This is a genomic window from Herbaspirillum sp. ST 5-3 (genome assembly GCF_004804275.1).
Classification (GTDB): Bacteria; Pseudomonadota; Gammaproteobacteria; order Burkholderiales; family Burkholderiaceae_D; genus Noviherbaspirillum.
In genome coordinates this window covers 136,566-151,065 of sequence record NZ_STGI01000009.1, presented here as the reverse complement: position 1 = coordinate 151,065, position 14,500 = coordinate 136,566, and the positions used below count along the sequence as shown (strand labels likewise).

14 protein-coding genes are annotated in these 14,500 nt (G+C 60.6%); 8 read left to right on the top strand and 6 right to left on the bottom strand.

The features are described from left to right. The 3 genes from E6W33_RS17820 to E6W33_RS17810 all read left to right on the top strand — a co-directional run bounded on the left by E6W33_RS17820 (nucleotide 1) and on the right by E6W33_RS17810 (nucleotide 2,143). On the top strand, nucleotides 1–480 hold the full coding sequence (locus E6W33_RS17820; RefSeq protein ID WP_136418661.1) for a hypothetical protein: 480 nt from the start codon (nucleotides 1–3) through the stop codon (nucleotides 478–480). 186 nt (nucleotides 481–666) lie between these two features. Beyond that, nucleotides 667–1,791: an HDOD domain-containing protein gene (locus E6W33_RS17815; RefSeq protein WP_136418660.1), complete on the top strand. Its 1,125-nt coding sequence runs from the start codon at nucleotides 667–669 to the stop codon at nucleotides 1,789–1,791. 136 nt (nucleotides 1,792–1,927) lie between these two features. Then, nucleotides 1,928–2,143 carry a hypothetical protein gene (locus E6W33_RS17810; RefSeq protein WP_136418659.1) on the top strand — a complete coding sequence of 72 codons (216 nt, stop codon included), beginning with the start codon at nucleotides 1,928–1,930 and terminating at the stop codon, nucleotides 2,141–2,143. On the opposite strand, the gene E6W33_RS17805 is transcribed toward E6W33_RS17810, so the two are convergent. From E6W33_RS17805 to E6W33_RS17785, 5 genes are all read right to left on the bottom strand, one after another. Then, entirely contained in the window at nucleotides 2,140–3,324 is a 1,185-nt protein-coding gene (locus E6W33_RS17805; protein ID WP_136418658.1) for an ABC transporter permease, read from the bottom strand. The genes E6W33_RS17810 and E6W33_RS17805 overlap by 4 nt on opposite strands. After that, nucleotides 3,321–4,475 carry an ABC transporter permease gene (locus E6W33_RS17800; protein WP_136418657.1) on the bottom strand — a complete coding sequence of 385 codons (1,155 nt, stop codon included), beginning with the start codon at nucleotides 4,473–4,475 and terminating at the stop codon, nucleotides 3,321–3,323. The genes E6W33_RS17805 and E6W33_RS17800 overlap by 4 nt, the downstream gene beginning before the upstream one ends. Then, nucleotides 4,472–6,259 (bottom strand): ATP-binding cassette domain-containing protein, encoded by a 1,788-nt coding sequence (locus tag E6W33_RS17795; RefSeq protein WP_211097368.1) that lies wholly within the window; start codon nucleotides 6,257–6,259, stop codon nucleotides 4,472–4,474. Before E6W33_RS17795 ends, E6W33_RS17800 begins: the two co-directional genes overlap by 4 nt. Continuing rightward, the gene (locus E6W33_RS17790) at nucleotides 6,238–7,299 is read right to left on the bottom strand and encodes an efflux RND transporter periplasmic adaptor subunit (protein WP_168798683.1); all 1,062 of its coding nucleotides are present in this window, start codon (nucleotides 7,297–7,299) and stop codon (nucleotides 6,238–6,240) included. The genes E6W33_RS17795 and E6W33_RS17790 overlap by 22 nt, the downstream gene beginning before the upstream one ends. Nucleotides 7,300–7,496: 197 nt before the next feature. Beyond that, the gene (locus E6W33_RS17785; protein ID WP_136418654.1) at nucleotides 7,497–8,663 is read right to left on the bottom strand and encodes a mandelate racemase/muconate lactonizing enzyme family protein; all 1,167 of its coding nucleotides are present in this window, start codon (nucleotides 8,661–8,663) and stop codon (nucleotides 7,497–7,499) included. Nucleotides 8,664–8,759: 96 nt separating this feature from the next. Between E6W33_RS17785 and E6W33_RS17780 the strand changes: the two genes are divergently transcribed. From E6W33_RS17780 to E6W33_RS17760, 5 genes are all read left to right on the top strand, one after another. After that, nucleotides 8,760–9,656 (top strand): LysR substrate-binding domain-containing protein, encoded by an 897-nt coding sequence (locus E6W33_RS17780; protein WP_136418653.1) that lies wholly within the window; start codon nucleotides 8,760–8,762, stop codon nucleotides 9,654–9,656. 191 nt (nucleotides 9,657–9,847) lie between these two features. Beyond that, the gene (locus E6W33_RS17775) at nucleotides 9,848–10,273 is read left to right on the top strand and encodes a CopG family transcriptional regulator (protein ID WP_136418652.1); all 426 of its coding nucleotides are present in this window, start codon (nucleotides 9,848–9,850) and stop codon (nucleotides 10,271–10,273) included. A 12-nt stretch (nucleotides 10,274–10,285) separates the two neighbouring features. Further along, the gene (locus E6W33_RS17770) at nucleotides 10,286–11,518 is read left to right on the top strand and encodes a PHB depolymerase family esterase (RefSeq protein ID WP_136418651.1); all 1,233 of its coding nucleotides are present in this window, start codon (nucleotides 10,286–10,288) and stop codon (nucleotides 11,516–11,518) included. An 890-nt stretch (nucleotides 11,519–12,408) separates the two neighbouring features. Beyond that, nucleotides 12,409–12,816, top strand: a complete 408-nt coding sequence (locus E6W33_RS17765; protein ID WP_136418650.1) for a hypothetical protein — start codon at nucleotides 12,409–12,411, stop codon at nucleotides 12,814–12,816. Between the two features lie 116 nt (nucleotides 12,817–12,932). After that, a complete protein-coding gene (locus E6W33_RS17760; RefSeq protein WP_136418649.1) occupies nucleotides 12,933–14,003 on the top strand; it encodes an amidohydrolase in 1,071 nt (356 codons plus the stop codon). A gap of 78 nt (nucleotides 14,004–14,081) precedes the next feature. Here E6W33_RS17760 and E6W33_RS17755 read toward each other — a convergent pair whose 3' ends face one another. Continuing rightward, the gene (locus E6W33_RS17755; protein WP_247869684.1) at nucleotides 14,082–14,459 is read right to left on the bottom strand and encodes a HopJ type III effector protein; all 378 of its coding nucleotides are present in this window, start codon (nucleotides 14,457–14,459) and stop codon (nucleotides 14,082–14,084) included. Nucleotides 14,460–14,500: the final 41 nt, after the last annotated feature.

The following is a 14,500-nucleotide window of genomic DNA, read 5'->3' as shown; positions in this document are numbered from 1 at the left end:
ATGCCCGCACCGAACAGAGGATGGCAGATGCTCGGCAGCGTGGGGCGCGTCGTCGACCGCGTCATGTCCTGGATGCGAAAAGCGCAACGGGACAGCGACCGCACCCGTCGCGACGTGATACGGTGCGAGCGGCGCGCGAACCGCAGGTCGCTCACACTGTTGCTGAAGCAGTTGAATCCGGAGCAACGCCGGGAATTCCGGCATTACAAGCATTTTCATGTCATCGGCGGCAGTACCGGCGAACGTTACCGCATTCGCGTGGACCTGATCGGCAACATCGACGTGCTGCGCTATGACGGCAAGGTGAAGTATCGCTTGTGCGTGCGCCCGGCCGGCGAGATTCCGGTGTATGACGTAATGGCGGCGCAATTGCTGCACCTGCAGGACGCGGAAACCGAGCAGCGCTTTCTGCAACGCGGCAATGTCCTTTCCGCCCTGCCGGAAGATCATATCTGTCTCCGCTCGACCTGGGCTTCCTGAGGACAGCCACAGCGCTATCCGGGTAACGCTGCCGTTGCCTGAAACCTGAAGCCCGACGTGTTACCGGCTCCCGCACTCGGCAAGCGCCGTGCGGGTTTGCTCGACAACGGCCGTCTCCTTGCGGTGAGACGGCCGTTGTGCTGATCGGATCATTAGTTGTCGACTCCGCCGTCATACCGTGTTTAAATGATGCATGACGGCAACGCCGGCGCCGCCCCGGCGGTACAACACGACAACTTTTCGACCGCAATGATCGACTGGATCCGACGTCTCTTCTCCGATTCTGGCAAACAGGCTGCCGCGCCGCAAGCAGCGGCCATCGCTGTTCCGGCGGTGAAAAAACGGACCGTCCGTTTCGCCGCGGACGATGTGACGTCCATGCAGCGCTACCAGGTTGATTTCATGTTTTCGAGCTGGCTCTTCGAATCCGAAGACCAGACTGAAATCTTCACCAACCGCAATGAGGATACGATCCTCGCCGCACTCCAGGAGGTGGTGAATTCGAAGGATTCCGGCGCCCACATGGTGCATCGCATGCCGGGCGTGATTCCGCAATTGCTGCAAAGCCTGCGCAATCCCGAATTCGACGGTGTCGACCTGGCGCGCAGGATCTCGCACGATGTCGTCCTGGTCGCGGAAGTACTTCGCCTGGCCAACAGCGTCGCCTTCCGTCCCGGCACGCCGATCGACGGTATCGACCATGCGATCCTGGTGCTCGGCCAGAACGGGCTGCGCCAGCTGATCTCCGGCGTCGCGTTCCGGCCCATCATCAATCTCAATTCCGGCGCATTCACGAAAAATCTCGCGCCGCGCCTGTGGGCGCAATCCGAGCAGTGCGCATTCGCCTGCAACATGCTGGCGCAGGACGAGTCCGCCGATCCGCTTGACGCCTTCCTCGCCGGACTGGTGCAGAACGTCGGCCTGACCGTTTCGCTGCGCATCATCGACAAGATATCGGACCTCAGGCAGCCGATCGGATCGCCGACCTTCTGCAACGAGCTTGCCGCGCAGGGCCGCATACTCACCGGCAACATCGGGCGCGAATGGCATTTCCCCGACGCCGTCATGACCGCCATCCGAGAACAGGAGGCCGACGAAAAACTCGCAAGGCTGTCGCCGGTCGGGAAAATTCTCTGGATGGGCGATTACCTCAGCAAGATCGACATCCTGGCCCGGCGCGGCCGTCTCGACATCGAGGACCCCAAGGTGCTGGAAGGATTGTCGGACAAGGAAATCGATTGCCTCAGGAAGCTTGCGGAGGTGGATGAGCGCGACTGGTTGTCGGCGGCCGTGGCGGCGAAGTCACGCTAGGCTCAAAACAGATTCCGCTGGCTCGCGAAGGCAAGTAGTTGTCCTCCAGGGGCAGCCCGGCCGCCTCGTAGACGGCTTAACATGCGCATTCATGCCTGCACGGCATGCACTGACACACAGTCATGGGAATAATCCGATGGATGCATTGATCCGTACAACTTGCGACGCGCCCCCCGGCGCCATGCCGTTCTCGCGTCGAAGCGACTTTGTGACCGCTGAAGTGGTCGAGAAGGGCATCGCGCTGCAGGAAGTCCTCGGAACGAAAGCCGCAGCCGATTTCCTGCGCCGCAAGATGATTGACATGGAGGTCGCGAGCCGCGTCCTGTTGCGGCCAGCGGAACGTCGCGGCTAGCCGAACTGCCGCCGGAAGCGCCACACGCACATGCCAAACAAGGCACCGCCCAAACCGATCAGCGCCAGCACCGAAGGCCACAATACATCGAGCCCTGCGCCGCGAAAAATAATGCCGTAGGAGCATTCGATGAAGTGATGCAGCGGTGACCAGTTCACCAGCTCGGCCAGCCAGGGCGGCATCGATTCCGGCGCGGTCCAGGTACCCGACAGCATGGTCATCGGCGCCGAGATCAGGATGGTGAGCATGCCGACCTGCGCCTGGTTGCGCACGAAGGTGGCCATCAGCAAACCCAATCCGGAAATATTGAACACGTACAGCGCGTTGAGCGCAAAGAACAGCAGTGCGTCGCCGCGGAAGGGCACGCCGATCAGCGGTTGCATGATCGCGTACATGCTGGCGGCGGAACCGAGCAGGACCAGCAGCGTGGTTGCAATCACTTTCGACAGCATCACCTGGAACGGCGTCACCGGCGAGACCAGCAATTGCTCGATGGTGCCGCGTTCCTTCTCGCGGACGAAGGCCGCCGCCGGCAGCAATACCGCCACCACCGTCATCATGGTGAGCCATTGCCCGACTGCGTTGAACCAGTGGCCATTGAGATTGGTATTGAAGAAGACGCGCGTGCGGTTGTCGATCGACGCGATCGCCGGCGGTGGATCGCCCGAGGAGATCGGCGACATCCGCACGCGCTGCGCGTAGTCCTGCGAGAAATACCCGATGATGCGCTCGACATAGGACGGCGCCAGATAGCCGAGCGCCACATTGCTGGCATCGACCTGCAATTGCAGGCGCGCGGTTTCCTGGCCGCTGCGCAGTGTCTCGTCGAAGCGCGCCGGGATATCGAGCACCATCATGGTCTTGCCGCGGTCCAGCAAGTCCAGCCCATGCGCGGGACGCGCGACTTCACCTGCGAAATCGAAATACGGCAGCATGAAACGATAGCTCAGCTCCCGCGAAGACTGGCTGTGGTCGGCATCATGCACGGTCAGTTTTGCATTCAGCAGATCGCCGGTCATGCCGACGCCCGCGACGTAGATGTCGAGCGTGAACACATAGACGACAAAAATCAGCAGCGGGATATCGCGCAGCAACTGCTTCAGATCCTTTTGCGTCAGCACCGCCACGCGCCGTATCCACAGCGTGAGCGGGCGGCGGGCCGCGGCGCTTCGATCGCTCATGATGGCGTGCGCTTTCTGAAGACCGCGTAGGAGGCGATCAGCAAGCCGGCCGCGTAGGCCGCGAGGAACAGCACATCGGTCCACAGCATTGCCCAGCCGGTTCCCTTCAGGAAGGCGCCTTGCACAATGTTGTTGTAATACACCGGCGGGAAGAGGTGCGCCAGCACGCGCGAACTGGTGGGCAGGAAAGCCACCGGCGTAAACATGCCGGAGAACTGTACCGCCGGGACGATCGCGAGGATGACCGTGATCAGGAGCGCCGAGCCTTGCGTGCGCACCAGCGTCGATACCAGGAAGCCGATGCTGCAGGTGCAGGACACGTAGACCACCGAGGCGAGGAAGAAGAACAGGATGCTGCCCTTGAAGGGTGCGCCGAAATGCAGCGTCGCGATGAGCCAGAGCACTACGGCGTTCACGGTGGAAATCAGGATGTTCGGCAGCAGCTTGCCGAGCAGGTATTCCGCGCGGGTGACGGTGGATGCGTAGATGTTGTAAATCGAACCGGTTTCCTTTTCGCGCACGACCGACAGCGAGGTCAGTACCGCGGGTGCGACCATCATGGTGAACATGATCAGCGAGGGCGCAACCGACCAGATGCTGTGCAATGCCTGGTTGAACAGGTAGCGCACTTCGAGATGGACAGGTTGCACCATCACCTGCGCGCGCGCCGGCGGCATGCCGAAGCGATCGCTCAGTTGCTGTACCTGCAAGGCGTTGTTGGCGTCGCGGTTGATCGCATCCACATAGCCGGCGATGCCGCGCACGCGATAGGCAAAGGTGCCGTCGAGGATGGTCTGGATCGCCACTGATTTCCTGCCCTTCAGGTCTTGCTCGAAGCGCGGCGGGAGAACGATCACCACGCGCAGCTTGCCGGCCCTCAGCAAGCGGTCGCCTTCATGCAGATCGCGCAGATAGCCCTTGAACGAGAAATAGCGCGAGTCGATGAAGTGGTTCGCATATTCGCGGCTCATGGCGGATTGGTCCTGGTCGAGCACCGCGAAAGGCACATTCACCGTGTCCATGTTCATGCCGTAGCCGAACACGACCATCCATGCGACCGGCATGATGAAGGCGAGCAGGAAGAACACCTTGTCGCGCACGATCTCGCGCCACTCCTTGATGAACAGAGTGCTGACGCGCTGGACGTTCATGCCGTCTCCTCCGGCCGCGCGCCGTTGTCGCCTTGCTCCAGACGCGTGATGCGATGCACGAAGACATCCTCGATGGACAGGGGCTGCGCTTCGATTGCCGGATGTTCGTCCAGTGCGGCCAGCAGCGCGCGAATGCGCCCGCTGTCTTCTCCGGGATTGCGGGAGAACACATGGATGTACTTGCCATGCAGCGTCGCCCTGGCGAATCCGGCTTCGTTCAGCAGCGACAAGGCGCGCTGCAAAGGGCGGGCGGAAATTTCCAGCAGGACGCCTGCCTGCGCTTCCGTCTCGCGCTTCAATTCGGCGGGAGCGGCATCGGCGATCACGCGCCCGCCGTGCATCAATGCCAGCCGGTCACAGTATTCGGCCTCCGACATGTGATGTGTGGTGATAAGGATGGCCACGCCTTCCTGCCGCGCGAGATCGAACAGGATGTTCCAGAAACGCCGTCGCCCGATCGGATCGACGCCGGATGTCGGCTCGTCGAGAAACAGTACTTGCGGCCGATGCAGCAGCGCGCAGCCGAGCGCCAGCCGCTGCCGCAAGCCCATCGGCAGGCTGGCCGCCGGCGTATCGCGATTGCCGCCCAGCCCGGCCATCTCCATCACCCATTCCATGCGCGCGGCAGCCTGCTTTCGGTCGAGGCCGTAGATGCCGGCGTACAGGCGGATGTTCTCGACCACGCTCAGGTCGGTGTACAGAGAAAACGCCTGCGACATGTAGCCGATGCGTTCCTTGATGCCTTGCGACGCGGAACGCATGTTGACGCCGGCGACATAGCCGGTGCCGCTGGTCGGGCGCAGGATGCCGGTGAGCATTTTGATGACGGTGGTCTTGCCGGCGCCGTTGGCACCCAGCAGGCCGAAGATCTCGCCCGGCGCGACGGAAAAATTCGCGTGATCGACGGCGCGAAAGTCGCCGAAATCGCAGGTGAGATCGTTTGCTTCGATGGCTTTGATGCCGGCGGCTTCCTTTTGCGGCGCGGCGGCCGATGTGGTTGCCGGCAGGGTGGAATCTTTGCCTATCAGCGCAACGAACACCTCTTCCAGCGGCGCGTCGGGCGAGAGTCTTCCCTGCGGCAGTTGTTCGTGCAAGGCATCCGGTTCGCCAGTGGCGAGAATCCTGCCCTCATGCATCAACGCAACGCGATGGAAGCGGCTTGCTTCATCCATGTATGCCGTCGAGATCAAGGCCGTGATGCCTTGCTCCTGCACCAGCTTCGACAGGATCGTCCAGAAGTCGCGGCGCGACACCGGATCGACGCCGGTGGTGGGTTCGTCGAGAATGATCAGATCCGGCTCGTGCATCAGCGTGCATACCAGCCCGAGCTTTTGCTTCATGCCGCCCGAGAGGTTTTTCATCGGACGGTCCCGGAAGCGCGTCAGGCGCGTCATCGCGAGCAGGGTGGCCTTGCGCTCGGCCAGCACGCGTTCGTCGACCAGCCGCAGGCGTGCAAAGAAATCGATGTTCTCCTCGACGCTCAGCTCGCCGTACAGGTTCTGCCCCAGCCCCTGCGGCATCAGGCCGATGCGGTCCTTGATCTTCTCGCACGCGGCTTCGGATTCGAGGCTCACGCCCAGCACCGTGACCGTGCCGGCGTCGAAGGTCTGCACGCCGGCAATCGCCTTGATGAGGCTCGATTTGCCTGCGCCGTCCGAGCCGATCAGTCCGAACAATTCGCCGCGCCGCACATGCAGCCTGATGCCGTCGGCGGCCCTGGTCTTGCCGTAGGTCTTGGAAAAGCCTTCGACGTCGACGACGTCTACCAGCGCGGCCGGGTCCACTCCACACCTTCCTTCCATCGTATGACTGCATCGGCGGGCAGCCCCGGCGTGAGACGATGATCCGGATTCTTGTCGAGGTACAGTCTTACCGCGTAGGTGAGTTTGGTGCGTTCGTCCTGCGTCTGCACTTCCTTGGGCGTGAACTCGGCGCGCGACGAGATCGTCTTGACCGTTGCCGCGAAAGGCGTGTCGGGAAAGGTGTCGGTGTAGAGGCGTGCGGGCAGGTTCAGTCGCACTTTGCCGATCAGGGTTTCCGGCACGTAGACGTTGAGGTAGAGCTTGTCGAGGTCGACAATGTCGAAGATAGGGCTGCCCGCGCCGAGCACTTCCCCCTTGTCGCGAAAGCGGGTCAATACAACGCCGGCGGACGGCGCCTTGATCGCCAGATCGTCGAGTACGCTGTGCGCTTCTTCCAGCGCTGCCTGCGCCTGCGCCAGCTGTGCTTCCAGCGCGGCGATCTCGGCGGCTTTCGCCTGCAGCCTGTCCCATCCCAGCCGCGCATCCGCCAGTTGCTTGTCCGCTTGCCGGACCGCGTCCTGCGCCGAGTGCTCGTCCGACCGGGCTGCAGTCAGGGCGAGGTCGGCTTGCTCCGCGCGTTGCGCATCGATGAAGTGGCGCTCGACCAGCATGCGCACGCGCTCCGATTCGCGCGCCGCCTGCTGCGCCGAGGCTTGCGCCTTTGCCGCGCTATGGCGTGCGCGCGACAGGTTGGCTCCGGCAATATCGATCGCATTCGGCACTTCCTTCTTCAGCACGGCGTAGGCGCTTTTCGCCGCGTCCACCTGGGCGCGCGCGGCATGGACTGCCGATTCCAGTTGCTTCACCCGTGCATTCGCCTGCGAGTCGTCAAGCATGGCAAGTATCTGTCCTGCAACCACCGTGTCGCCTTCGCGTACGCGCAGATCGGCAATGCGGTTGGCAATTTTCGGGGAAACGATGACATGGTCGCCTTCGATGCGACCGTTGGCCTGGATCAGGCCGTCGGGAAGCGTGCGCTTGCTGGATTGCGCATAGAAAAAATAGGCCATTCCGGCGAGCACGGCTACTGCCAGAAAAATCGCGATAGATCGTTTGTTGGCCCACATGCTGGGATAGTAAGCACCGGCAGGCGCGGGTTTCGTTGACGCAAGTCAAAGCCGTTCGAATGGCCGGACTGAAGGGCTCGATAAACGTGAGCACAGACAATTTTTTGCCAAGAAGTAAGCCCTCGGCCACAAACCGCGCAGCCGGAACATCATCAACTGCTCAGCGCGTGCATCTCGCTGTAAAGGTTCGCCTTGCCCTCAAACCCGATGCCCACCAGCTCCGGCATCGTGACATAACCGTTCACCACCTCGACACCATCGGGAAAGCCGCCGAAGGGCTGGAACAGGTCGGGATAGGATTCATTGCCGCCCAGCCCGAGGCCGGCAGCGATGTTGAGCGACATCTGATGCCCGCCATGCGGAATGCAGCGCAGCGGCGACCAGCCGTGCTGGCGCAGCATCTCGAGCGTGCGCAGGTATTCGACCAGGCCATAGCTCAAGGCGCAATCGAATTGCAGCCAGTCGCGGTCCGGGCGCATGCCGCCGTAGCGGATCAGGTTGCGCGCATCCTGCATCGAGAACAGGTCTTCGCCGGTGGCCATCGGCTTGTCGTAGTAATTGCGCAGCACCGCCTGCAATTCGAAGTCGAGCGGATCGCCCGCTTCCTCGTACCAGAACAGGTCGTATTGCGACATCGCCTTCGCATAGGCGATCGCGGTATCCATGTCGAAGCGGCCGTTGGCATCGACGCACAGTTTCTGCCCGTCCTGCAGCACCGACAGCGCGGCGTCGATGCGACGCAGGTCTTCATCGAGCGAGGCGCCGCCGATTTTCATCTTCACTACGTTGTAACCGCGGTCGAGGTAGCTGCGCATCTCGTCCTTCAGCGCGTCGTCGTTCTTGCCCGGATAGTAGTAACCGCCCGCAGCATAGACAAAGATGTCCTTGTCCACCGTGCCGTCGCCGTAGCGCTCGGCCAGCAGGCGGAACAGCGGCTTGTTCTCGATCTTCGCGACCGCATCCCAGACCGCCATGTCGATGGTGCCGATCGCCACCGAGCGCTCGCCGTGGCCGCCGGGCTTCTCGTTCGTGAACATGCAATTCCAGATCTTGTGCGGATCAAGGTTGTTGCCCTGCTCGTTCAGCAGCGATTCCGGCTTTGCGGCGAGAATGCGCGGAATGAAGCGCTCGCGCATCAGGCTGCCCTGGCCGTAGCGGCCGTTCGAGTTGAAGCCGTAGCCGACCACCGGCTTGCCGTCGCGCAGCACGTCGGTGATGACGGCGACCAGGCTCAGCGTCATCTTGCTGAAGTCGATGTAGGCATTGCGGATGGGCGAACTGATGGGAATGGTCTTTTCGCGGATTTCAACGATTTTCACGGTCGTCTCCTTGCATGAGGAAAGATGGAGATCGTTACGATACGCCGCCGCGACGGCTCTATAATTCACTTCAATTCACACCATTATTGAATTGAAGTGAAAGCCGACACCGCTTCCGAACTCGTCTTCTTCGTGTTGCTTGCCAAAAAAGCCAGCCTGTCCGCCACTGCGCGCGAACTCGACATCACGCCGCCCGCCGCGACCAAGCGCCTGGCCCAGATGGAAAAGCGGCTCGGCGTGCGTCTGGTCAATCGCACGACGCGCACCCTGAGCCTGACTGCCGAAGGCGAGCTGTATCTGGCGCACGCAACGAAGATCCTCGGCGAGATTCGCGAGATGGAAGAGCAGGTGGCTGGCGGCCGCAGCGCGCCGAAGGGCTTGCTGCGCGTGAACGCCACCCTCGGCTTCGGCCGCACCACGGTTGCGCCCATCATCTCTGCCTTCGCGCAGCGCTTTCCCGATGTCGAGGTGCAACTGCAACTGACCGATCGCCCCATCAATCTGGTGGAGGAAGCCTTCGACCTCGGCATCCGTTTCGGCGAGCTGCCGGATGCACGGCTGGCCGCGCGCAAGCTCATGTCGAATCGCCGCTTCCTGTGCGCCGCGCCGTCCTACCTGAAGAAAAACGGCACGCCGCGCACGCCCGAAGAGCTTGCACGGCACCGCTGCATCATCCACCGACAGAACGATGAAGCGCACGGCATCTGGCGACTGACGCGCGGCCGCAAGACCGATTCCGTCAAGGTTGGCGGCACCCTGTCGAGCAATGACGGCGACGTGGTGCTGAACTGGGCGCTCGACGGGCACGGCATCCTGCTGCGTTCGGAATGGGATGCGGCCAAGTACCTGCAAAGCGGCCGTCTCCAGCTCGTCCTGGAGGAATACAAGCCGGCGCCGGCCGACCTGTTCGTGTTCTATCCGACCCAACGCAACCTGCCTGCGCGGGTACGCGCCTTCATCGATTTCTTCGTCACCGCCCTCAACAAGCCGTAAGCCTGATCGGCAGGTCCACAAATTCACCTTGCGCTTTCAGCCAGGCAATATCGATTCAGCATTCTTGCTTTTTTGGCATTAAAAAACACGTAAATCCGCGCTTGACAGGGTGACTCAAGCGCCTATACTCCATCCATATGGATGGTAAATGGATGGTAAATGGATGGTACAAGGATGGAATCGGAGAGAAAATGACCCGCGAAATAGCAACCCAGGATGTCCGGCAAAAGGTACCGGAGACAGAAAAGATCACGATCAATCTCGGTCCGATCGACCTGGGGCAAATCGACCTGCTGGTGCAGGAAGGCTTCTATTCCAACCGTACCGACCTGATCCGCACAGCCATCCGCAATCAGCTGCAGACACACGGCGACGTCATCAGGCAAACCGTCGCACGCAAGAGCCTGGTGCTCGGCCTGCAGCATTACTCGCGTGCGGATCTGGAGGCCGTGCGCGCCGCAGGACAGAAATTGCAAATACAGGTGTTGGGCCTGGCCAGCATCGGTGCGGATGTCCCGCCCGAACTGGCGCTGGCAACCATCGACTCTGTGACCGTGCTGGGTGCCTTGCATGCCAGCGCCGCCGTCAAGGCCGCTTTGGCCGGACGGATTTTTTAAGGAACGATTTCCATGAAACTCAATGAAGGCTTTCTCGCGCAAATGCGCGAAGCGACCGAACTATTACGAAGCTCCGGCCCGATGGCTGCAACCGCCGCCATCCAGCGCGCGCTGCATGGCGCTGCACCAGACGCCACCGCGCAGCAGGCGGACTGGACCGCTTTCCTGCCGCAGCAGCCGGAACTGCGCGACATCAATCCCGCGCCCGCCCAGCCGGATCCGGCCTCGAATCCGGCCGCAGACGTCCTGACACGCTTGCGCAAAATGGGGCAGGGCAAGTGGAAAGGCATGTCGGCCCTGCAACCTGTCCAGGACATCGATCCTGACATCGACCTCGCCGGCAAGGGACGCTACCTGTCCGGATCGTGCAGCAATCGCGCCGGCACGCGTGCCTACAAGCTCTATGTCCCCAGCAGCTACCGGGAACAGGGCGGCGAGGCCTTGCCGCTGATTGTCATGCTGCACGGCTGCAAACAGCATCCGGACGATTTTGCGGTCGGCACCGGAATGAATACGGTGGCTGAAGAGAACAACTGCTTCGTCGTCTATCCGGCGCAAATGCAGGGTGCCAACGGATCCAATTGCTGGAACTGGTTCAAACCGGAAGACCAGCGGCGCGACGGCGGCGAACCCTCCATCATTGCCGACATGACGCGCGAGATCATCCGCACCTACAACATCGATCCCGCTCGCGTTTATGTCGCCGGCCTGTCCGCGGGCGGTGCGATGGCCGCCATCATGGGCGCCACCTATCCGGAACTGTATGCCGCAGTCGGCGTTCACTCCGGTTTGCCTTACAGAGCGGCGCACGATCTGCCATCCGCGTTTGCAAGCATGCGAGGCGGCAAGGGCAAAGCGGGACCGCAAGGCATCAGCGCCACAGTCCCGCCACCGCTGGAACAGTCGATTCCCATCATCGTGTTCCATGGCGACCGTGATACGACGGTGCATCCCGGCAATGGCGACCAGGTGCTGGTGCAGTGCACCGCACCATCCTGCGCACCGCATCAGGCCGAACACAAGGTGGAAAAAGGTGCAGCGCCCAATGGACGCACGTACACAAGAAGCATACGCCTCGACCGCGAGGGCAGGGCAGTTGCTGAACATTGGGTCGTGCACGGAGCCGGACACGCGTGGTCAGGCGGAAGCAGCAAGGGTTCATACACTGACCCGAAGGGCCCGGATGCTTCGCGCGAAATGCTGCGCTTCTTCCGAAGCCATTCGCGAGGCGCGACGCGAGGCTGAAGCATTGTCGCTGTGGCGAGCAGCAGCGCGATGGTAACGTCGATGGAGCCCGGTGCCTGAAGCGGCATCGGGCGCAGGGCGTCAGCATCGAAGCAACTGATCCCTATCGTACGAAATAGCCAACACCCTTTGCCGGCGAATGCCCGGTGCTTGGCTGATAGTGGACGGGCTTGGCAATGTTCACGGCTTCTGCGTGCGGCCAATTTCGACCATACAGCTATCCCGTGAAATGGATATTGCTTTGATAATTCCTCCATGGCACGATAGGCCAATTAATGTCTGATATCGCCGGGCAGCCGACTGACGTATTCCACATTTATTTAGCACTGTGCTTATAAATAGTGTCCATGCAAACCAAGCGCTGGTGCGCCCTTCGGCGAAGCGACGTGATGTACTTATCAGCCCCGTACTGTGTTTATTGGACAGTCGTTACCGTATAACCAGTTAGCTCTCATGAGACCAGCCTGTCCAAAATGTCACGCAGTTGTAGAGTGTCTCGAACACGGCGGGTTGTTTTCGTTCCGATGCCGCGTATGCGGCTGGCATGAAGAGGGAACAGTCAATCGGCCACTATTTCCATCAATAGAGCCGAGCCCCGCTCTGGTCGCAAAGGCGGTTGAGCCAATCTCAGCTGCAGCGTTGAAGCCAATTCGGGAAGAATGCAAAGAAGCCGCTGCCATATCGCTGGAGACGCTGCGCAAGGATCTGACCTCTGATGCTGGCCTTTGGCTGGGAAATTTTCCAGAATATAGAATCAAAAATCTTAAAGAGAAGCTTTCATCTGTTGGCATTTCGGTGGAAGAGCCGCCGCATGAGGGGAGCTAACATGTCGCTGCACACTGTCACCTGCGGTGCAGGTGAGCTTACGCGTTAGAACTCAGGAGACCGCAGTGCTTATCCTGCAAGTTGCCTTTGGCATAGTCCTGGCAGTCATCATTCTCCGGCTCCTGCCCGCAATCGTCGCTGGTGCCCTGATAATCGGCCTAGCCGCACTTCTCGCAATTACGGCTGGTCTCGTGTGGCTTAACCTTAAGACAGTTGCCATTTACATTGCAGCATTTGGTGCCGTCGGCCTACTGTATGGCATTCCCTTCTGGCTTAAGGGGTTCGTTGTAAGGAAATATCCGGACTTTCACGTACTCATCAAAGGCGAGCCGCCATATGACGCCACGGCAAAGCAGCCACTTCGTATCGTCGTAATGGCTTGCTTCTCTGTTGCTGTCGCTTCGGTTGGCATAGGCGCATTGCTAGGGGCAGTGTATTCCGTCGATCTCATCAGCCAAGTAGTCGGCAAATGAGTTCTCACTCTGCGTTCGAGGCGGCCTGCGCGAAAAGCTGCGCAGACCGCCTCAACTCCACGTTATGCCGCTACGCCCCGAATGACGCCTAGAGTGCACGAGAAAGGGGAGCATCCATGCACCTGATTCGAACCCTACTGCTTTTTTTCGGCATTCTGTTTTCCTGGTCAGCGATCGCTCGCGATTTCAGCCCCATTCCCACCGCATCACGCATGACAGACGTCGACAAAGCGGAAGTCCCGTTCAATCTGACCACGCTCAAGCACAACTGGAAGCAGCGCATCGCGGCGATGCGAGCACAGGGTGTGATGCCGATCATCGATATCGAATCGAACCTGGGCGAAGACCTGGATATGCAGAGTTTCGCGCATCGCATGGATGATGAAGGCGTCGCGCTTATCGCATTTTCTGGCGTGGCCAAGGGGCGTGGCTGGAGCGATGCTGCCCGGTACGCGGTGGCAGCCGATCCGTGGCGCTATGTTCCGACGGGGGATGGCGGGTTGCCGCCGGACTGGAAGCGAGATCCCATGAGATTCGCGCAGACTACCAAGGAGCGCATCGCTATTGATGGCTATCCGCTGATGGGGGAATACGAGTTCCGCCACTATCCCTCGCCCGATCAGATTGAACGCGGCAATCTTGCGCGCGACGAGGATTTTCCAATCGATAGCCCAGCCGGGCATGCACTCTTCCGTTTTTCGGCGGAAAGCGGGATCCCATTCCAGATTCACCTTGAGATCGAGGACGCCTTGCTGCCGCCATTGGAGAAAATGCTCGCGCAGTATCCCAAGGCCAAGGTGATCTGGTGTCATCTTGCGCAAATGCGCTATCAGGATCGCAACACGATTTACGGGCCGGACTATGTCCGCAAGCTGATCAAACAATATCCCAATCTCTACTTTGACTTGTTCTCCGGCCCGCCGGACCACGTTTATCCATCAAGCAGGGAATACCCAGGGAAATACTGGGACCGTTCCACTCGCAAGCTCAAGCAGGAGTGGGCGAAGTTGATTGCCGATTATCCCTGGCGCTTCATGACCGCGCTCGATCTCAACCCGTTCATTATGAGGAGCTTCTCGAACAAGGTGGGCATGCAGCGCGCTGTGCTGGACAGCTTGCCCGAGTCAGTGAGGGAGATCGTCGCATACAGGGCTACGTGGAAGCTGTTGTTCAACGAAGACCTATGAGCTCAAGCGAGGCATGGGAAGGAGGCGCCTTGTCATCAACCGCCTTCGGGCTTTATTCATGCGGTAGCAGCGCGTGAGTTATTTTGCCTGCAGCGGCATGCTGTCGAACTTCACGCCGGCCCAGCCGGTTTTCATGAAATTGCGGATATTCTGGTGATCGGTCCCGGCCGGATTGTTCAGCACATCGTCGCGGTAGTAGGCGCCGAAACATGCAAGCGTCTGCGCTTCCGACAGGTGATGGAGCATGGCGAAAGCAAACAGCTTGCATGAACCGGAATTCTGCCCGGCTTCGTTCCTGAGTTCGCCGTTGGTGAATGTCGCCGGCGTGAAATCATAGGCCGCGTTGATCGCTGCCATCGTCTCGTCGAAGGTGACGGAAGATGGATCGTCCTGGAGTTTTCCGAGAAAGCTATCGAGGTTCATGGTGTGTATAGCGCAGGTGGAGAAACGCAGCATTCTAGCGCCAATTTCCTTGCCGGTTCGAAACGCACTCCCAG